The sequence below is a fragment of the Cellulomonas fimi ATCC 484 genome (genome assembly GCF_000212695.1).
Taxonomy (GTDB): domain Bacteria; phylum Actinomycetota; class Actinomycetes; order Actinomycetales; family Cellulomonadaceae; genus Cellulomonas; species Cellulomonas fimi.
On sequence record NC_015514.1, the window covers coordinates 3,564,286 to 3,583,478 of the forward strand.

General features: G+C 75.9%; 17 protein-coding genes. 8 read left to right on the plus strand and 9 right to left on the minus strand.

The window, feature by feature from the left end:
- Positions 1-56 precede the first annotated feature (56 nt).
- The 3 genes from CELF_RS16085 to purL all read right to left on the minus strand — a co-directional run bounded on the left by CELF_RS16085 (position 57) and on the right by purL (position 5,219).
- Positions 57-1,049 (minus strand): MvdC/MvdD family ATP grasp protein, encoded by a 993-nt coding sequence (locus tag CELF_RS16085; protein WP_013772324.1) that lies wholly within the window; start codon positions 1,047-1,049, stop codon positions 57-59.
- Positions 1,050-1,060: 11 nt separating this feature from the next.
- Positions 1,061-2,632 carry a trypsin-like serine peptidase gene (locus tag CELF_RS19690; protein WP_013772325.1) on the minus strand — a complete coding sequence of 524 codons (1,572 nt, stop codon included), beginning with the start codon at positions 2,630-2,632 and terminating at the stop codon, positions 1,061-1,063.
- Between the two features lie 214 nt (positions 2,633-2,846).
- The gene (gene purL / locus CELF_RS16095) at positions 2,847-5,219 is read right to left on the minus strand and encodes a phosphoribosylformylglycinamidine synthase subunit PurL (protein WP_013772326.1); all 2,373 of its coding nucleotides are present in this window, start codon (positions 5,217-5,219) and stop codon (positions 2,847-2,849) included.
- A gap of 222 nt (positions 5,220-5,441) precedes the next feature.
- On the opposite strand from purL, the gene CELF_RS19695 reads away from it, so the two are divergent.
- From CELF_RS19695 to CELF_RS16110, 3 genes are all read left to right on the plus strand, one after another.
- Positions 5,442-6,245 carry a hypothetical protein gene (locus tag CELF_RS19695; protein ID WP_013772327.1) on the plus strand — a complete coding sequence of 268 codons (804 nt, stop codon included), beginning with the start codon at positions 5,442-5,444 and terminating at the stop codon, positions 6,243-6,245.
- A gap of 151 nt (positions 6,246-6,396) precedes the next feature.
- Positions 6,397-7,215: a DUF2599 domain-containing protein gene (locus CELF_RS20810; protein WP_013772328.1), complete on the plus strand. Its 819-nt coding sequence runs from the start codon at positions 6,397-6,399 to the stop codon at positions 7,213-7,215.
- A 65-nt stretch (positions 7,216-7,280) separates the two neighbouring features.
- Positions 7,281-8,213 (plus strand): aldo/keto reductase, encoded by a 933-nt coding sequence (locus CELF_RS16110; protein WP_013772329.1) that lies wholly within the window; start codon positions 7,281-7,283, stop codon positions 8,211-8,213.
- Between the two features lie 100 nt (positions 8,214-8,313).
- Here CELF_RS16110 and CELF_RS16115 read toward each other — a convergent pair whose 3' ends face one another.
- Together CELF_RS16115 and CELF_RS16120 are read right to left on the minus strand one after the other, a co-directional pair.
- Complete coding sequence (locus CELF_RS16115; protein ID WP_013772330.1) at positions 8,314-10,398, minus strand: acyl-CoA dehydrogenase family protein; 2,085 nt, start codon at positions 10,396-10,398, stop codon at positions 8,314-8,316.
- On the minus strand, positions 10,395-11,342 hold the full coding sequence (locus CELF_RS16120; RefSeq protein WP_013772331.1) for a TetR/AcrR family transcriptional regulator: 948 nt from the start codon (positions 11,340-11,342) through the stop codon (positions 10,395-10,397). Before CELF_RS16120 ends, CELF_RS16115 begins: the two co-directional genes overlap by 4 nt.
- Before the next feature lie 91 nt (positions 11,343-11,433).
- On the opposite strand from CELF_RS16120, the gene CELF_RS16125 reads away from it, so the two are divergent.
- Genes CELF_RS16125 through CELF_RS16135 form a run of 3 tightly spaced genes read left to right on the plus strand, consistent with a single transcriptional unit; the run spans position 11,434 to position 15,079 of the window.
- On the plus strand, positions 11,434-12,789 hold the full coding sequence (locus CELF_RS16125) for an acetyl-CoA C-acetyltransferase (RefSeq protein WP_041553581.1): 1,356 nt from the start codon (positions 11,434-11,436) through the stop codon (positions 12,787-12,789).
- 2 nt (positions 12,790-12,791) lie between these two features.
- Positions 12,792-14,201, plus strand: coding sequence for a 3-oxoacyl-ACP reductase (locus CELF_RS16130; protein WP_013772333.1), 1,410 nt, complete (start codon positions 12,792-12,794; stop codon positions 14,199-14,201).
- Entirely contained in the window at positions 14,198-15,079 is an 882-nt protein-coding gene (locus tag CELF_RS16135; RefSeq protein WP_013772334.1) for a MaoC family dehydratase, read from the plus strand. Before CELF_RS16130 ends, CELF_RS16135 begins: the two co-directional genes overlap by 4 nt.
- 71 nt (positions 15,080-15,150) lie before the next feature.
- On the opposite strand, the gene CELF_RS16140 is transcribed toward CELF_RS16135, so the two are convergent.
- The 4 genes from CELF_RS16140 to CELF_RS16155 form a co-directional block, all read right to left on the minus strand.
- Positions 15,151-15,441 (minus strand): hypothetical protein, encoded by a 291-nt coding sequence (locus tag CELF_RS16140; protein ID WP_013772335.1) that lies wholly within the window; start codon positions 15,439-15,441, stop codon positions 15,151-15,153.
- Between the two features lie 76 nt (positions 15,442-15,517).
- A complete protein-coding gene (locus CELF_RS16145; RefSeq protein ID WP_013772336.1) occupies positions 15,518-16,432 on the minus strand; it encodes a class I SAM-dependent methyltransferase in 915 nt (304 codons plus the stop codon).
- Between the two features lie 209 nt (positions 16,433-16,641).
- The gene (locus CELF_RS16150; protein ID WP_013772337.1) at positions 16,642-17,289 is read right to left on the minus strand and encodes a fasciclin domain-containing protein; all 648 of its coding nucleotides are present in this window, start codon (positions 17,287-17,289) and stop codon (positions 16,642-16,644) included.
- Between the two features lie 120 nt (positions 17,290-17,409).
- Positions 17,410-17,988 carry a GNAT family N-acetyltransferase gene (locus CELF_RS16155; protein WP_013772338.1) on the minus strand — a complete coding sequence of 193 codons (579 nt, stop codon included), beginning with the start codon at positions 17,986-17,988 and terminating at the stop codon, positions 17,410-17,412.
- Positions 17,989-18,024: 36 nt separating this feature from the next.
- Between CELF_RS16155 and CELF_RS16160 the strand changes: the two genes are divergently transcribed.
- Together CELF_RS16160 and CELF_RS16165 are read left to right on the plus strand one after the other, a co-directional pair.
- Entirely contained in the window at positions 18,025-18,618 is a 594-nt protein-coding gene (locus CELF_RS16160; protein ID WP_013772339.1) for a pentapeptide repeat-containing protein, read from the plus strand.
- Between the two features lie 117 nt (positions 18,619-18,735).
- Positions 18,736-19,176, plus strand: coding sequence for a hypothetical protein (locus CELF_RS16165; RefSeq protein WP_013772340.1), 441 nt, complete (start codon positions 18,736-18,738; stop codon positions 19,174-19,176).
- Positions 19,177-19,193 lie beyond the last annotated feature (17 nt).

The window sequence follows — 19,193 nt, forward strand, 5'->3', positions numbered from 1 at the left end:
CGGCACCGGCCCACGACGCGAGGACGACCGCGCGCCCAGGACCGCACGCGCCGCCGTCACGCGACCGACCGGGCCCGTGGCCCGGCCGCCTCGCGGACGGGACCGTCGGCGTCGAGACGGACGAGGAGGTCCGCGAGCGCCGCCGAGATCGGCTGCCCCGTCGCGAGCTCCACGAACAGCCACTGGCCCGCCGGGTTGACCTCGAGGAACACGTGCTCACCGTCCGGGCCGACGCGGAAGTCGGCCGCCCCGTAGCGCAGGCCCAGCCGGCGCACGAGCGCGACGAGGCGCTCCTCGACCGGCGGCGGCAGGCGGTGCTCCGTGATCGGCGCGTGCGTCGTGTCGATCCGGAAGTCCAGCTCGTACGCCGACTCGCCCGCCCGGATCTCCGCCGCGAACACCCGGCCGTCGACGACCGTCGCGCGCACGTCGCGGCCGCCCGGCACGAGCTCCTGGAAGATCACCGGTGCGAAGCGGACCGCGTCGATCGTCCCGACGTCCTGCGCGCGCACCCGGCGGGTCTCGCGCCACGTGCGGGGCGTCGCCGAGAACGACTTGTAGACGACGCCGTCCGGCTCGGCCGCCACGAACGCGCGCGCCTCGTCGGGGTCGTTCGTCATGCACGTGCGCGGCACCCGCAGGCCGGCGCGGGCCGCGAGCTGCAGCTGCCACATCTTGCGGGAGGCGGCCTCGTCACGGTCCGGGTCGTTGACCCACCGCGCGTCCATGCAGGACCACAGGCCCGCGACCATCGCCGCGCACTCGCCGTGCGCGAACCCGCGGTCGTGCGGGCGCGTGACCTCGTCGTGCAGCACGAACGGCTGCGGCCGCCGCCACCACACCGCGCGCACGTCCGCGAGGTCGAGGTCGCCGTCCGCGTCCGACCACGTGCCCGTCCACGTGCCGTCGGGCCGCTGCCGCGACGTGAGCGCCGCTGCCGTCGGGACCCGTGACGTGTCGAGCAGCCGGTGGCCGGCACCCCGTCGGTCGAGGTGCCCGGCCACCGCCTGCGTGTGCAGGTCGCCCGCGTGGGAGACGATGCCGATCACGTCCGGCTCCGTCAGACCGGGCCGGTGAGGTCCGCGTCGCCCGCGAGCGTCGCGTACAGGGCCTGGAGGGACGCGAGGGCCTGCGCCTGGGTCGCGATGAGGGCCTCGAGCTCGGCGAGGACCGCTCCGAGGACCGTCTCCGCGGTGTCGTCCTGACCGAGCGAGATGTAGGGCCCCGCCTGCACGAACGGGCGCTGCCCCCCGACCAGCCCGCCCGTGAGGCCCGGGTTCACCGGGTTCACGACCGTGCCTCCCGGCGGCCAGATGCCGACGTCCGCCGCGGTGACGGTGCCCGGCTGGTCCGCCGCACCCGAGTCGATCGCGACCGGCGTGCCGGCGTCGAGCGCCACGTGCGTGTCGTGGGCGAGCGACGTGAGGTTGTCACGGTGCACCGGGGTGGCGACGTCCAGCGTGAGGGGCGTGCCGATGTGGTCCTGGATCCTCGCGGTGCCGATCGTGTCGGCGGCGTGCGCCGTCCCGAGGTCCTGCGACAGCGGCGTGCCGACGAGGTCCTGGATCTTCGGCGTCGCCGTGTCGGCCGCGATCGTCGTCGCGAGGTCCTGCGCGATCGGCGTGCCGATCACGTCCTGGATGCCCGTGTCGGACGCCGCAGCGGTGTCGGCAGCGAGGAACGTGCCGCCGACGTCGGCCGCGAGCGGCGTCGACAGGTCGAGGCCCAGGCCCGTGCTGGAGCTCGGCGTCAGGCCCTGCAGCGTCGGTGACGCCGCCACGATCGCGGCGATCGCGACGCCCGAGTTGCTGCCACCCGTCGCGGTGCAGCCGCCGTTGGTGTGCACCCCGACCACGCGCCCCGACGGGCTGTGCAGGATGCCGGACCCCGAGTTGCCGCCGAGGGTGTCGATGTCGGCGTAGCGGATCGTCGAGCCGGAGACCTGCGTCGCCGGGCCGGCCTCGACCCGCTTCGGCAGGCCCGCGGGGTGCCCGATGATCGCGAGCATGTCGCCGACGGCCGCGTTCGTCGTGCCGAACTCCGACCAGCCGAACGTGTTGCCGGGGCTGCCCGCGACGCGGAACAGGGCCATGTCGAGCCCGCCCAGGCGGTACTCCACGAGCTGCGTGATCGCGAAGCTTTGCTCCGCCTGCAGCGTGCCCGTCGAGTCCTCCTGGAAGTTGAGGTTCACGTGCATCGCGGTCGCGGCCTGCTGCGGCGACAGCGGCGTGCTCGTGCCGTTCTGCCGCGGGATCGTCCAGCCGTTCGGGTCCGGGTCGAACAGGTGGCCGCACGTCAGCACCAGGTCGGGGCCGATGAGCGTGCCGGTCCCCCACCGCACGCCGCTCACGTTGCCCGGGTTCGTGAACGTCGCGGCCAGGTTGTCGTTCCACTGCACCTGCACGACGGGCCGCTCGTGCGCGTTCACGAAGCCGACCGTCACGCCCAGCGTGCCGTCGTACTGCTCGACGTCCTGCGAGTCGTCCGTGGCCCCGCAGATCGAACGCAGGACCTCCGCGTACGCGACGCGCGCGCCGGCGTCCCTCGTCTCGCTGCCGGGCAGGTCCTCCAGGTGCGGCGGGTACAGCCCCGCGCCGCCCAGGTCCGCCGGCTTCTTCTTCGATGCAGGCATGGTCGTGCCCCCTCACGGTCGGCGACAGTCCCCCTGCCGCGCCATCCGTGAGGAGCCGCCCGCGAGGTGTCCGATACGTCCCGTTCCGCCGGCGGGGGTGAGGTGCCGCGCTCGAGACGGTTCGGCCGGCCGCTGCGCTGGTCACCTGACGTCGCGCACCACCGTGCGCACGGACGGCACGCCCCCGGTGCAGGGGCGTGCCGTCCGTGAGGGGTCAGGCGAAGTGGCGCGGAAGCGTCGCCGACCAGGCCTCGCGGGCCTCGTCGAGCGGGAGCGTGAACAGGCCCGCCACCTCGACGGCTGCGACCGGCTCGGCGTCCGCACCCGCCGCCGCGTCGACCACGGCCTCCGACGTCTCGCCCAGCCGCAGCGCCGGGACGCCGCGCGCCGTGCACAGGTCCGCGAACCGGACCTCCTCCGAGCGCGGCACCGCGACCAGCGCCCGCGCCGTCGACTCCGAGAACAGCGCCTCGAACGGCGTCACGCCGTCCCGCGCGCACAGCGCGTCGAGCGAGACCTGGACACCCACGCCGTACCGCAGCGACGACTCGACGAGCGCCTGCGCGAGGCCGCCCTCCGAGAGGTCGTGCGCGGCGTCGACCAGGTGGTCGCGGCCCGCGTGCGCGAGGACCGTCGCGAGGCGACGCTCCGCGTCGAGGTCCACGCGCGGCGGCAGCCCGCCGAGGTGGCCGTGCACGACGTCGGCCCACGCCGAGCCGTCGAGCTCCGCGCGCGTGGTGCCGAGCAGGTAGACCGCCTGGCCCGGGGTCGTCCAGCCCGAACGGGTCGCGGTCGCGACGTCGTCGAGCACGCCCAGCACACCCACGACGGGCGTCGGGTGGATCGCCGAGTCGATCTTGCCGGGCTCGCCCGTGCCGTTGTACAGCGACACGTTGCCGCCCGTGACCGGCACCTCGAGCACCTGGCACGCGTCCGCGAGCCCGCGGATCGCCTCGACGAGCTGCCACATCGAGTCGGGGTGCTCGGGGCTGCCGAAGTTCAGGCAGTCCGTGACCGCGAGCGGGCGTGCGCCCGTCGTCGCGACGTTGCGGTACGCCTCCGCGAGCGCGAGCTGCGCCCCCGTGTACGGGTCGAGCTTGCCGTAGCGGCCGTTCGCGTCGGTCGCGAGGGCGACGCCCAGGCCGGTCGTCTCGTCGACGCGGATCACGCCCGAGTCGTCGGGCTGCGCGAGCGCGGTGTTGCCCTGCACGAAGCGGTCGTACTGGTCCGTCACCCACGACTTGTCCGCGAGGTTCGGGCTCGCGAGCAGCCGGAGCACCGTCTGGCGGAGCTCGGCGGCGGTCGCCGGGCGGGCGAACCGCGACTCGTCGGCGACGGAGTCGGCGTTGAGGGCGTCCTGCCACGCCGGGCGGGCGAACGGGCGGTCGTAGACCGGGCCCTCGTGCGCGACCGTCTTCGGGTCGACGTCGACGATGCGCTGGCCGTGGTGGTCGATCGTCAGGCGGCCCGTGCCCGTGACCTCGCCGATCACCGCCGTCTCGACGTCCCACTTCCCCGTGATCGCGAGGAACGCGTCGAGCTTCTCGGGAGCGACGACCGCCATCATGCGCTCCTGCGACTCCGACATGAGGATCTCGCCGGCGGTCAGCGTGGGGTCGCGCAGCAGCACGTTCTCGAGGTCGACGTGCATGCCGCCGTCACCGTTGGACGCGAGCTCGCTCGTCGCGCACGAGATGCCGGCCGCGCCCAGGTCCTGGATGCCCTCGACGACCTGCGCCGCGTAGAGCTCGAGGCAGCACTCGATGAGGACCTTCTCCATGAACGGGTCGCCGACCTGGACGCTCGGGCGCTTCGACGGCTTGGTGTCGTCGAACGTCTCCGACGCGAGGATCGACGCGCCGCCGATGCCGTCGCCGCCGGTGCGCGCGCCGAACAGCACGACCTTGTTGCCCGCGCCCGACGCGTTGGCGAGGTGGATGTCCTCGTGCCGCAGCACCCCGAGGCACAGCGCGTTGACGAGCGGGTTGCCCTGGTAGGAGGCGTCGAAGACGAGCTCGCCGCCGATGTTCGGCAGGCCGAGGGAGTTGCCGTAGCCGCCGACGCCCGCGACGACGCCGTGCACGACGCGCGCGGTGTCCGGGTGGTCGACCGCGCCGAACCGCAGCTGGTCCATGACCGCGACGGGGCGCGCGCCCATCGAGATGATGTCGCGGACGATGCCGCCGACGCCCGTCGCCGCACCCTGGTACGGCTCGACGTACGACGGGTGGTTGTGGCTCTCGACCTTGAACGTCACCGCCCAGCCGTCGCCGATGTCGACCACGCCCGCGTTCTCGCCGATGCCGACGAGCAGGTGCTCCTTCATCGCCGGCGTGGTCTTGTCGCCGAACTGGCGCAGGTGCGTCTTCGAGGACTTGTACGAGCAGTGCTCGGACCACATGACGGAGTACATCGCGAGCTCGGCGGCCGTGGGGCGCCGGCCGAGGATGTCGCGGATCCGCTGGTACTCCTCGGGCTTGAGCCCGAGCTCGGCGTACGGCTGCTCCTGGTCGGGCGTCGCCGCGGCGTGCTCGACGGTGTCGGTCGTGGGGGCGGTGCGCGCGGGTCGCGAGGATGCGGTGGTCATCGATTCCCTCGGTGGGGCGCGGGCCGGCTCGGGCGCCGGGTGCCGCGGCGGGGTCGGCAGACGGGGACCAGGGTACCCGCGGGTCGTCGGCCGCCCGGGCGCCGTCCACGGCCGCCGCGACCGCAGTTCTCACCGGACTCTCATCGCCCGGTTCGTCCGCGATGTCCCGTTCCGCCCTAGGGTTCCGGACGAACCGTCCGTCACTCCTGAGCCCGAGGTCCCATGCTCCGCCGCGCCGTCGCCGTCGCCCCGCTGTCCGTCCTGGTCCTGCTGGGCTCCGCCGCCGCCGCGACCGCCGGAGGCTCCGACGACCCGACCCCGTACACCGTGACCGCCGACGGCCTCACGCTGCCCGAGGGGCGCACGTTCGTCGAGAACGACCACGTCAACGTCCGCTACGTCGTGGACGGCGTGACCCTGTCCGCGCAGCTGCACGTGCAGGCGGCGACCGCACAGGGGGCCGTCGCCGGACGGTCCGACGTGCTCTGGTCGGAGCTGGGCCTCCCCGCGGGGCGGTGCATCACGTGGGTCCAGGTCAGCGGGTTCAACGAGCACTTCGGCGAGGGCGGCCAGCGCCCGGTCTGCAGCGCCGCGCCGCCCGCGCAGACGGCCGTGCCGGTCGCACCGCTGGCCCCCGTCCCGGCGACGCCCGTGCCGTCCCCGGCCCCCGCGAGCCCTGCGGCGTCGCCCGCGCCCTCGGCGCCCGCGACCGGCGCGGCGCCCGCGACGCCCGCGACGCCCGCGCCGACGGTCACGGCGGACGCCGCGCCCGTGCCGTCGCCGACCGTGAGCGGCGCCGCGCTCCAGGCGACGCCGCGGCCCGCGTCGACCGCAGCCGCGGCGACGGTGCGCTCGCAGGTGCTGGCCGACAGCCCGCGCCCGGGTGGTGCGCTCGCGACCACCGGCGGCACGCTCGTCCCGCTGCTCGGGCTCGCCACCGCCGCGCTCGTCGCGGGCGTGGTGCTGCGCGTGGTGCGCCGGCGACCCGCGCGCGCCGCCGTCGCACGCCCCGCACACCGACGCTGACGCCCTCACCAGGGACTCGCCGCGCGACGTCGGCCGCCGCCACCGGATCGTGCAGCGGTGCCGGTGGCCGGACGGCGGCGCGACACCGGTCCGGGCGGCCGGGGTCCGCGCGCGCCCGGTGGGGCGTGCCGCCGCTGCTAGCGTGCCCGTCATGCGGCCGGCACGTGCGTCTCGAGCGGCCGTCGTCGGCCTGACGCTCACGCTCGCCGTCGGGTGCACGGCGGACGCGGACCGTCCGGCCGTCCCGTCGTCCGAGGCGCCGCCGGGCTCCCCGGCCGCCACGCCCACGCCCGCCCCTGCACCCACGGCCGGCGAGGTCACCGCCGCGCACGTCCGGGCCGCGGGCGTCCCGCTGACGTCCGGCGACGTGACGTTGTGGGTCCTCGCGACGGCGCCCGCGACCGTCGCGGTCGCACCGGACGACGACGGCAGCGCCCGCGCGACGACCACCCCGGGGACCGTGCACGTCGCCGCCGCGGACGGTGCGGGCCTGTCCGCGCTGGGCGACGGGACGGTGCTCGTGACCGTGCCCCCGCGCGACGCGTCCGCGGGTGACGCGCCCGCGGACGGCACGACCGGCGAGCCGCCGCCGGGCGCCGAGGTGGCCGGGCTGTCCGGCGGACGTGCGACGACGGTCGCGCCCGACGTCGTGCGCGTCGACGCGCCAGAGGGCACGACGCTGTGGCTCGCGACCCGGACCGTCGAGGCGACCGCGTGGGGCGACCGCGAGGGCGGCGAGTCGCTCGCGGTGACGCCGACGGCGTGGGCGCGCGCGTCCGGGGCGGCCGCCGAGCGGCTCACGTGGACCCAGCTCGTCGCGCTCGAACCCCGCGCCGACAGCCCGACGATGCGCGACCAGCTCTCCTGCCACCAGCTCGGGGCACCCGACAAGGCGACGTGGAACCTCGAGCCGTGGCGGCCCGACGTCGGCTGGCTGTCGGTGGTCGCCGCACGCTGCAACCCCGAGTAGCCGCTCGCCGCGACCTCCCGCGGGGTCTTGCGTTGGAGCGCGCTCGAAGCGGCACGGTGGTCCGCATGACCGATCTGCGACTGGCACTGGGCACGATCCCCCTCGGCACGACCGTCGACGAGCAGGACGCGTTCGCGATCCTCGACCGGTACGTCGAGCTGGGCGGGACCCGACTCGACACCGCCGACAACTACCCCTTCTGGCAGGACGGCTGCACGGGCGACGAGAGCGAGGCCACGATCGGCCGCTGGCTCGCCGCGCGCGGCAACCGGGACCACGTGGTGCTGTCGACCAAGGTCGGTGCGCGGCCGCGCACCGCCGGCGACCGCACGCTCGACGACGTCGAGGGCCTGTCGGCCCCCGCGATCCGCGCGGCCGTCGAGGGCAGCCTGAAGCGCCTCGGCACCGACCGCCTGGACGTCTACTGGGCGCACGTCGAGGACCGCTCCGTGCCGCTCGAGGAGACGGTGGCCGCGTTCGGGGCGCTCGTCGCCGACGGCACGGTGGGGGTGCTCGGCGCGAGCAACCACGCCACGTGGCGGCTCGAGCGGGCGCGGCGGGTCGCACGCGACCTGGGCGTCGCGCCGTTCGCGCAGGTGCAGCTCCGGCACACCTACCTGCAGCCGCGGCCGGGCGTGCACCTGCCCGAGGGCGGGCACACGCTCGCGACGCCCGAGACGTTCGACTACCTGGCAGCCGAGGGCGACCTGACGCTGTGGGCGTACAACACGCTGATGTTCGGCGCCTACACGCGGCCCGACAAGCCGATGCAGGAGATCTTCGAGCACCCCGGCACGACCGCGCGGCTCGCGGTGCTGCGGGAGGTCGCGGACGGGCTGGGGGTCTCGCCGAACCAGGTCGTGATCGCCTGGCTGGTCGCGCACGGCGTCGTGCCGATCGTCGGCGCGACGCGCCTCGAGCAGGTCGAGGAGGCCGTGGCCGGTGCGCGGCTCGCGCTCGACGCGGACCTCGTGGCCCGGCTGGATGCACCCGCCTGACGGGCGTCGACGCGCGCGCCCGGCACGCGGCGCCGGCCTGACGCGGACGAGCCCCGGGGCGCGCCTCCACACGCACCCCGGGGCCCGTGGCCGGACCGGGTCAGCGGGTGTGCTTCTCCGGGATCGGGGCGTCGCCCGAGGCGCGCTGCGCGCGGTGGTACGCGCGCGCCTCGTCCTGACGCGCCTGCTCGGCACCCGACGCGATGGGTGCGCGCAGGTGGGCCTGCTCGAAGCCGAACGCGTCGACGAGGTCCTGCGCGTGCGGCCGCAGACGGGCGACGAGCCGGTCGATGTACGACGTGACGGTGCGGGCACGCCCCGCGGACAGCCGCCCGTTCACGAGGTACCAGGCGAGGTGCCGCTCGATGACGGTGAGCCCGAACAGGTCGCGGACCCACGTGAGCACCTGCTGCGTGCCCGGGTCCTCGACGCGGGCGAGCGCCGCGGTGAACGACTCCCACTGGACGAGCTCGGCGTGCGCGCGGGCCGCCTCGACGAGCGCGTGCTGCTGGGAGTTGAAGATCGCCGCGGCGGCCGCGGGGTCGGCCTTCTGGGCGGGGCGCAGGGCCTGTGCGATCTCGGCGACCATGGTCTCGACGCGGTCGACGAGCAGGGCCCGCTGGGTCTCCGTCTCGCGGAGCTGGCCGGCGCTGCGGCGCGGGTCGCCGACGTCGCTGATGGTCTGCAGCGCGCGGTGCAGCGGCGTGCGGAACCGGGCCGCGTCGGACGCGCGCTCGGCGACGAGCCGGGCCACCTTGACCGCGTCGAGGTGCTTGAAGCCCTTCGCGTAGTCGGTGAGCAGGCGCTTGCCGACGAGCTGGAGGAGCACGGTGTTGTCGCCCTCGAACGTCGCGTACACGTCGAGGTCGGCACGCAGGCCGGTGAGGCGGTTCTCCGCGAGGAACCCGGCACCGCCGCACGCCTCGCGGCACGTCTGCAGGGTCCGCAGCGCGTGCCACGTCGACGTCGGCTTGAGTGCGGCGGCGAGCGTCTCGAGGTCCTCGCGGGTGTCCGGGGTGTCGTTGCGGCCGGAGAACACGTCGTCGAACGCGGCGAGCAGGTCCTCGTGCGCGAAGCCCGACGCGTACGTCTCGGCGAGCAGGGGCAGCAGCCGGCGCTGGTGCTCGGCGTAGTCCATGAGGACGACCTCGTCGCCGTCGCCGCCCGCGAACTGGCGGCGCTGGTTGGCGTAGGTGATCGCGATCGTCAGGGCCAGCCGGGAGGCCGTCACGGCGGCGCCGTCGAGCGACACGCGACCCTGCACGAGCGTGCCCAGCATCGTGAAGAACCGCCGGCCCGGGCTCGCGACGGGCGAGCTGTACGTGCCGTCGGGCGCGACGTCGCCGTAGCGGCTGAGCAGGTTCGTGCGCGGCACGCGGACGTGGTCGAACCACAGCCGGCCGTTGTCGATGCCGTTGAGGCCGCCCTTGAGCCCGTCGTCCTCGCTGCCCACGCCGGGCAGGAGCTCGAGCGTCTGCGGGTCGCGGACCGGCACGTACAGCGCGTGCACGCCGTGGTCGACCCGCGGCTGCCCGGCGGGAGCCGTGATCAGGCGCGCGAACACCACGGCGGCCGTCCCGTGCAGCGCCGCGTTGCCCAGGTAGTCCTTGCGCGCCGCCCGGAACGGCGTGTGGACGACGAACTCCTGCGTCTCCGGGTCGTACGTGGCGGTCGTGGCGATCGACGCGACGTCGGAGCCGTGCCCCGTCTCGGTCATCGCGAACGCGCCGGGGACCGCGAGCGTCAGGGCGTCGCGGAGGAACTCCTCGTGGTTGCGCTCGGTGCCGAGGTGGTAGATCGCGGACGCGAACAGGCCGAACTGCACGCCGGACTTGATCTGCAGCGACGGGTCGGCGTGCGTGAGCTCCTCGAACCGCGCGAGGAAGCCGCCGTGGTCCTCCGCGCCGCCGAAGCGCACCGGGAAGGAGCGGTGCACGTCGCCCTCGGCGGCCAGCAGCCGGAGCTGGGCGAGCACGCGCTCGCGGTGCTCGGCGAGCGTCAGGCCCGGGATCTGGTGGAACCGCTCGTCGGCCATGAGCCGGCGCGCGCCGAGCCGCAGCTCCGGGTAGTGGCCGAGCAGCACGCGTGCGAGGTGCTGTACGTCGATGCGCCGGACGTCGGCGTCGAGCCGGGGGTCGCCCTGCTCGGTGTCCGCCGGGGTCAGGCGGGGGGTGGTCGTCGTCATCGGGACTCCTCCGGGTCTGCGGGGTGCGTCGCGTCGGGGAACGGTGGGGTGCGGTCCGTGCGGGCGGTGCTGGACGTGCGGGGCAGGTCGACGGCGTCGGTGCCGTCGGTGCCGTCGGTGCTCTCGGCGCCCTCGGCACGCGTGCGGTCGCGTGCGAGCAGGCCGACCGGGCCCGCCCACAGCCAGGCGGCGACCTGCGCCGTGAGGGTCGCGCGGTCCGGGGCGCCCGGCTCGTGCCGGTGCGCGAGCCACCACTCGCCCGCACCGCGCACGAAGCCCACGGCCCCGGCGGCCCACACCTCGGCGAGCGCGACGCGCGCGGCCTCGGCCGGGTCGGTCGGCGACTCGCCCGGGGCGGGCTCGGGGCGGCGGGCGGTGCGGCGGCCGTCGGCGTGCTCCTGCGTGAGCCCGCGGGCGAACGGCGCGGCGACGAGCGCGGTGACGGAGTCGAGGAAGTGGCCGAGCGGTCCCCCGGACTCCACGGACCCGTCGCGCGTGACGAACGCGTACACGTGGGGCGAGGACTCGATCATCTCGAGGTAGACGGCGACCATGGCGCGCAGCCCGTCGCGCGGGGTGGGCGCGACGCGGAGCACGCCCTCGAGGGCGCCCTGGATCTGCAGGACGACGGCCTCGGCGACGGCGATCTGCAGGCCCGTCTTGTCGGCGAAGTAGCGGTAGACGATCGACTTCGACGTGCCCGCGGCGGCCGCGATCTCCTCCATGGAGACGTCGGGGCCGTGGTGGTGGACCGTGCGGCGCGCGATGCGGACGAGCTCGGCACGGCGGGCCTCGCGGTGGTCGGCCCAGCGGGTGGAGCGGCCGTCGACGGGCAGCTGGTCGACGTCGGGCGCACCGCTCGCGCCGCTCGGGGGGGACCCGGCGACGGTGCTCACCAGCGTCGGGCCGGTCGTCGTCGACGGGCCCCGTGTGATCGGGCTCACGAAACCGAAGGTATCAGGTACTGTGGGTTTCGGACACAACTCCGGGACGAAGGTCCCTCGCGCTCCGGCGCACACCCGTTCCGCAGCGACGATGCGAGAGGAACCAACCGTGGCCCCCTCCCCCCGCCAGCCCTCCCCGAGCGCCCCGCCCGCCACCCGGCGCGCGCTCGTCCTCGGCGGCAACCGGATCCCCTTCGCCCGCTCCGGCGGCGCGTACGCCCACGCGAGCAACCAGGACATGCTGACCGCCGCGCTCGACGGCCTCGTCGCCCGGTACGGGCTGCAGGGCGAGCGCATCGGAGAGGTCGCCGCGGGTGCGGTCCTCAAGCACTCGCGCGACTTCAACCTGACCCGCGAGGCCGTGCTCGGCTCCGCGCTCTCGCCCACGACCCCCGCGTACGACGTGCAGCAGGCGTGCGCGACCGGTCTCGAGACCGTCGTGGGCCTCGCCAACAAGATCCGGCTCGGACAGCTGGACTCCGGGATCGCGGGCGGCGTCGACACGACGTCCGACGCGCCGATCGCCGTGAGCGAGCGCCTGCGCCGCGCGCTCCTCGACCTGTCCCGCGCCCGGACGGTCGGCCAGCGCATCGCCGCCGCGGCGAAGATCCGCCCCAAGGACCTCGCGCCCGCAGCCCCGCGCACCGACGAGCCACGCACCGGCCTGTCGATGGGCGAGCACCAGGCCCTGACCACCGCGCAGTGGGGCATCACGCGCGAGGCGCAGGACGAGATCGCGCTCGCGTCGCACCAACGGCTCGCCGCCGCGTGGGACTCCGGGTTCTTCGACGACCTCGTGACCCCGTTCCGCGGGCAGACGCGCGACGGGAACCTGCGCGCCGACACGTCGCTCGAGAAGCTCGCGAAGCTCGCACCCGCGTTCGGGCTCGGCCTCGACACGCCCGCGACCATGACGGCCGGGAACTCCACGCCGCTCACGGACGGCGCGGCGACCGTGCTGCTCGGTTCCGACGAGTGGGCCGCCGCGCACGACCTGACGCCGCTCGCCGTCGTCGTCGACGCCGAGGCCGCCGCGGTCGACTTCGTGCACGGCGTCGACGGGCTGCTCATGGCGCCCGTCTTCGCGGTCCCGCGGCTGCTGGCCCGCAACGGGCTGACGCTCGACGACCTCGACTACGTCGAGATCCACGAGGCCTTCGCGTCGACCGTCCTCACGACGCTCGCCGCGTGGGAGTCGGAGCAGTTCGGCACCGAGCGGCTCGGGCTCGACGGCGCGTTCGGGACGGTCGACCGCGCGCGGCTCAACGTGCACGGGTCGTCGCTCGCGGCGGGGCACCCGTTCGCCGCGACCGGCGGGCGGATCGTCGCGACCATCAGCAAGGAGCTGCACCGCCGCAAGCAGACCGAGGGACGTCCCGTGCGGGCGCTCGTCTCCGTCTGCGCGGCCGGCGGGCTCGGCCTCACCGCGATCCTCGAGGCGGCGTGACCATGACCGACACCTACCTCAACCTCGTCAACAGCGGCGTCACGCAGAAGATCGCGAAGCAGCTGGGGCTCCCGCAGCCCGCGCCGCTGCGCCGCCACCGCCCGGGCACGCCCCTGGTCGCCGGCCCGGTCCTCGTGCTGGGTCGCGGTGCCGACGCCGACGCGCTCGCCGCGGTCCTGTCCGGCCCCGCCGGGGGCGACCCGGGCGTGGCCGCGCGGGACGACGCCGCCCTGCACGACGCCGTCCTCGACGGCTGGGACCTGGACGTCCACCGGCACCCGGTCCCCGACACGCGGTACGGGGCCGTCGTCCTCGTGCTCACCGGACTCACGCACCCCGACCAGCTCGCCGGGCCCGTGCTCGCCGCCGCCGGGGTGCTGCGCGGCCTGGCCCGCGGCGGGCGCGTCGTCACCGTGTCCCGCGAGGCGACCGCCGACGACGCCCCCGCGCTCGCCGCCGTCCGGCAGGGCGTCGACGGGCTGCTGCGCTCGCTCGCCAAGGAGCTGCGCGGCGGGGCGACCGGCAACGGGGTCGTCCTGCGCGAGGGCGTGCCGCCGACGGCGCCGTCGGCCCTCGGGGCGCTGCGCTTCTTCCTGTCCGCGCGGTCCGCGTTCGTCGACGGGCAGCTGCTCACCGTCGCGTCCGACGCGGGATCGCTGCCCGCATCGTGGGAGACGCCGCTCGACGGGCGGGTCGCCGTCGTCACCGGCGCGGCCCGCGGGATCGGCCGGTCCATCGCCGAGACCCTCGCGCGCGACGGGGCCACCGTCGTCGCGGTCGACGTGCCCGCCGCCGGGGAGCAGCTCGCCGCGGTCGCGAACGCCGTGCGCGGCACCGCGCTGCAGCTCGACGTGACCGCCGAGGACGCGGGGCAGCGGATCCTCGCGCACGCGCTGCAGCGGCACGGGCGGCTCGACGCCGTCGTGCACAACGCGGGCATCACGCGCGACAAGCTGCTCGCCAACATGACGCCCGACCGGTGGGAGTCGGTGCTCGCGGTCAACATCGCGTCGCAGCTGCGGATCAACGAGGCCCTGCTCACGTCGGGCGACTTCACCGAGGAGCCGCGGATCGTGTCGCTCGCGTCGACCTCGGGCCTCGCGGGCAACCGCGGGCAGACCAACTACGCCGCGTCCAAGGGCGGCGTGGTCGGGATGGTGCGGGCCACCGCCCCCCTGCTCGTGCCGTTCGGCGGGACCGCCAACGCGGTCGCCCCGGGATTCATCGAGACCGAGATGACCGCGCGGATCCCCGCGGTCACCCGGCAGGTCGCACGACGGCTCAACTCCCTGCAGCAGGGCGGGCTGCCCGTCGACGTCGCGGAGGCCGTCGCGTTCCTGGCGTCGCCCGCCGCGGGCGGCGTCGTCGGCGAGACGCTGCGCGTCTGCGGGCAGAACCTGGTGGGCCGGTGACGACGGTCGTCCTGCCCGGCGTCCCGGCGCTCGGCAGGCTCTACGCGCGCGGCGCGGCCGCGACGGGCCGGCTGGCCGTCGCCCGGCGCACCGGCCGCGCCCCGACGACCCTGCCCGACGTCGTGCACGAGGTGCGGGGCGTGCAGGCCGACGCGGCGCACCTGACGGAGTACCAGCACCTCGTCGGCGAGTCCGCGTCCGACCGGCTGCCCGCCGGGTTCGTGCACGTCCTCGCGTTCCCGGTCGCGTTCGCCGTCATGGTCCGGCCCGACTTCCCGCTGCCGCTGCTCGGCCTCGTGCACGTCGCGAACCGCGTCGAGCAGCACGAGCCGCTCCTGCTCGGCGACGCGTTCGACGTGCTCGCGTGGGCGCAGGACCTGCGCGCACACCGGTCGGGGACGACCGTCGACCTCGTCGCCGAGGTCCGCGTCGACGACCGGCTCGTCTGGCGGGGCGTGTCGACCTACCTCGCCAAGGGCGTGCAGCTCGCGGGCCGCGCCGACGACGAGCCGCGGGCCGAGTTCGCCGCGCCGCTGCCCACGGGGCGCTGGCGGCTCGCGGCCGACACCGGCCGGCGGTACGCGGCCGTGTCCGGCGACCACAACCCCATCCACCTGTCCGTGCTCTCCGCGAAGGCCCTCGGCTTCCCGCGCACCATCGCGCACGGGATGTACACCGCGGCCCGCGCGCTCGCCGACGTCGGCGCCGCACGCGGCGACGCGTTCACGTGGAGCGTCGAGTTCCACCGGCCCGTGCTCCTGCCCGGGACCGTGACGGTGCGCGTCGCGCCGGACGGTGACGGGCGCACGGTCGTCGCGGGGTGGGATGCACGGTCCGGTCGGCCGCACCTGACGGGCGAGGTCGTCCGGCACTCCTGAGCCCGGCCCCGGCGCGCGCCGGCCGGCCGGGCCCGCACCCGCGGCCTCGGGCGCGGGCCAGGAGGCGCCGGTCAGGCGCGGTCGACGTCGTCGCCGCGGTCGTCGACGGGCACCACCCGCAGCGGCCGGCTCTCGTCGAGGATGCGCTCCAGCCGGCGCGCGCACCGCAGCCGGACCCAGCCGGCGAACGCGAGCGCGAGCCCCGCGACCAGGACGGCACCCTTGCCCGTGAACGAGGGGATCCGCGCGCACGCCATGGCGGACGGCAGGCACAGCACGAGCAGCACGTAGCCCGCGAGCCAGTGGCGCTCCATGCGCGCGGTGAGCTCGCCGCGGAGGGACAGCTGCGGTGCAGGCCTCATGGGGTGCTCATCGGCCGCCGGACCCGGGCGGATGAGAGCCCGCACGGGTGGTTCCCGCACGACGCCCCCGGCGGCGTCAGGCCGGTCGTCTCCCGATCGCCCAGCGGAACGCGTTGCGCAGCCGGTAGCCGCCGGCCGCCGTCCGGAACGGCCGGGCCGCGGCGAGGACCACGGGCGCCGTGTCGTCCCGCTCGTCGTCGTCCGCGCCGAGCAGCAGCGCCCGCACCAGCGTGTCGGCGTCGGGCAGGTCCCACGGCACGTCGACGACGCCCGTGGCCTCGACCCCCAGGCCGCCCGCGACGAGCAGCCGCTCCCATCCGCCGGGCACACGGAGCTCCTGGTCGGGCAGCCCGTCGCCGTCCCCCGCGTGCCGGGCGACCGCCGAGGCGAGCACCGCGACGTCGTTGCGGGCCGCCTCCGCCCATCCGCACAGCGCGACGAGCCCGCCCGGGACCGTCACGCGGACCGCCTCCGCGAGCGCCGCCGGCACGTCGTCGGCGAGGTCGAGCGCGTTGAGCGACACGACCACGTCGAACGCGGCGTCCGGCCACGGCAGGTGCTCGGCGTCGCCGCGCCGGACGTCCGCGCCCGGGACGGCGGCGCGGGCGCGGGCCACCATGCGCGGAGCGGGGTCGACGCCCGCCACGGTCGCGCCGCGTGCCGCGAGGACGGCCAGCAGCTGGCCGCCCCCGCACCCGACGTCGAGCGCGCGCGTGCCGGGGCCGACCCCCGCGCGGTCCGCCAGGAGCGCGTGCGCGGGCGCGGCCATGGGGGCCCACAGGGTCGTCCAGCCGTCCGCCATCGCGTCCCACGCCTCGACGTGCGCGTCGTCCGCGCCCCCGGCCCCGGACCCGACCGCGACGTGGTCGTCGCCCGCGCGGACCCGTTCGGCGTCCGCGCGGACCCGTTCGGCGTCCGCGTGGACCCGCTCGTCGTCCGCGCGGACCCGCTCGTCGTCCGCGTCCGCACCGTGCAGCCGATCGTCCGCCACCGTCGCCTCCTGTCCTCGGCCTGTGCCGCCCGCGGCCCGCGGGCGGTGGGGCTCCGGCGCCAGTGTGACGGGCGTGCGCGACGTGCACGGGCCCAGGCTCCCGGCCCCGGTCCGCGCCGCCGGCCCCGGCTCCGGCTCCGGTCCCGGGCGCAGGTGTGCCCCGCGGCCGCCGGTGCGGGAGGTGGCGGCCGCGGGGCACGGCGCGGTCGTCAGAGGTCGACCGGCCGCAGCACGGCGGAGATGCCGTGCGCGATCTGCACGTTGCCCGCGTTGAGGTCGAGCTTGCTGCGCACGAGGAACGGGTCCCCGTCGTTGCGGTCCGCGTCCTTGAGCCGCACGAGCGCGAGGTGCCGCGACAGCACGTCGACGGTGAACGAGCCGCCCTGGGCGGTGGTGAGGGCCGCACCGTCCGACGCCAGCGCGGTGCCGGAGTCGATCGTCGCGCCGGGGACCACGTGGTAGAGCAGCACGGTCTCGACGGCGTCGATGCCGACGGCGCCGGCGATCGCCTCGAACGCCTTCTGCTCGCTGCCGTACCAGCGGTGCGTGAGGTCGAACGCGAGCAGCTGGAACGCGCGGTCGTTGGGCAGGAACGCGGTGAGCGGGACCGTCCCGTCGGCGAGGACGGCGACGGGGCTGCCGGGCTTGGCGGCGAGGACGGCGGCGACGGCGTTGTCGACGACGTCGAAGTCGTACCAGCTGCGGTCGAAGCCCGAGCCGTCGGCGGCGAGCACCGAGGCGAGGCTCGTGGTGCCGGACGGGGGCGGCGCAGCGGTCGCGGACGGGGCGAGTGCGACGGCGGCACCGCCCGCGAGCGTGGCGGCGGCGAGGGCGGAGACGAGACGACGGGTCCTCATGGTGCGCTCCTGCGGGTCGTCGGGCGCGGCAGGCGTCCTGCGCCGCACCGCGCGGGCGTCGTCTCGACGCCCTGCCCCTCCTTCCGCGCGGACCCGCCCGGCGGATGCACCTGCGCGCGATCAGCCCGTCGCGTCGAGCCGCGCCAGCAGCCCGGCCCGGACCGCGGGCCACTCCTCGGGCAGGATCGAGAAGTACGCCGAGTCGCCGCGCGTGCCGTCCGGCGCGAGCCGGTGGCTGCGCAGCACGCCCTCGGGCACGGCTCCGAGCCGGGTGATCGCCGCGACGGAGCGGGTGTTCCGGGTGTCGGCGCGGAACGCGACCCGTGCGCAGCCCCACGTCTCGAACGCGTGCGTGAGGAGCAGCAGCTTGCACGCCGGGTTGTTCGACGTGCCCCACCAGCGCGGCGCGTAGTAGGTGTGCCCGACCTCGACGCGCCGGACGTACGGGTCCCAGTCGTAGAACGAGGTGCTGCCGCGCACCTCGCCCGTCTGCGCGTCGAGCACCGCGAACGCGAGCCGCCCGGGGGTGGCCCGGGCCCGCTCGACCTCGGCGCGCCACGCGTCGGCACCGACGGGCAGCGGCGACGACATGCCCGCCCAGACGCGCGCGTCGACGAACGCGGCCAGCCCGTCCGCGTCGGACGCGTCGAGCGGGACGAGGCGGACACCATGGCCGTCGAGGGCGACGTCGTGCAGCACGCCCGCCACCCTGTCACGTCTGGCAGGGTGGCTCGCATGGTTCCGCACCTCGAACGCGACGGTGACCTCGACGCCCTCGACGTCACCGGTGAGACGCTCGACGGCCAGGACGGCTCGCACTCCCGGATCATCGAGTGCACGTTCACGGACTGCTCGTTCGACGACGTGCGGCTCGACGGCACGCGCGCGTCGGACACGACCTGGACACGGGTGCGCGCGGGGATGCTCTCGGCGGTGTCGACGACGTGGCTCGACTGCCGGTGGCAGGAGTCGCGGCTCGGTGCGGTCGAGGCGCACGGGTCGGAGTGGACGCGCGTCGAGCTGCACGGCGGCAAGGTCGACTACCTCAACCTGCGCGACGCACGGCTCACCGACGTCACGCTCGTCGGCGTGGTCGTCGACGAGCTCGACCTGGCCCGCGTCACGGCCCGGCGCGTCACGCTCGAGGACTGCCGGGTGCGGCGGATCGACGTCTCCGGGGCGCGCCTGGAGGACGTCGACCTGCGCGGCGTGGGCGGCCTGCGGCGCATCGACGGGCTCGACGGCCTGCGGGGCGCACGTGTCACGCAGGAGCAGCTGCTCGACCTCGCCCCGCTGGTCGCGGCGCACCTGGGGATCGTCGTCGGCTGACCGGTGACCGGTGACCGGTAGCGTCCCGCCTGACGAAGGAGGTGGCGTGGCGGTCGACGTGTCGTGCCCGGTGCTCGTGCGCACGCAGCAGGTGCTGGGCCAGCCGGAGGCGACCGCGTGACGGGCGCGCCGCCGCCCGTCGTGCAGCCGTGGCCGCTGCTGCTCGGGTCACCGGTCACGACGCTGCACGTCGCCGCACCCCCGGGCGGCGTCATGGAGGTGCTGGCGCAGGAGCTGCGTGCCGCGCGGATGCGCGTCCGGGTCGCCCCCGACGGCTCGTTCACGGCTCGCGGCAGCGCGCACCTCGCCCTGAGCCTCCTGCAGCTCCTCGAGCCGGTCGAGCTGTTCTCCGGCCCCGTCCTGACGGTGCGGGTGCTGGGCGAGGGGCCCGACGGGTCCGAGATCGAGGTCGGGATCCGCACGCTGCGCGCCGACCGGATCCGCGGTCAGGTCGTCGGCGCGCTCGGACGGACCGTGGCGCGGCTGCACGCGCACGGTGTCGCGGCACACGTCGGCCCGTGGGACCGCTGGGCCCGGAACCGCCGCTTCCCCGCCTGACGGTCCCGGCCTCGGCG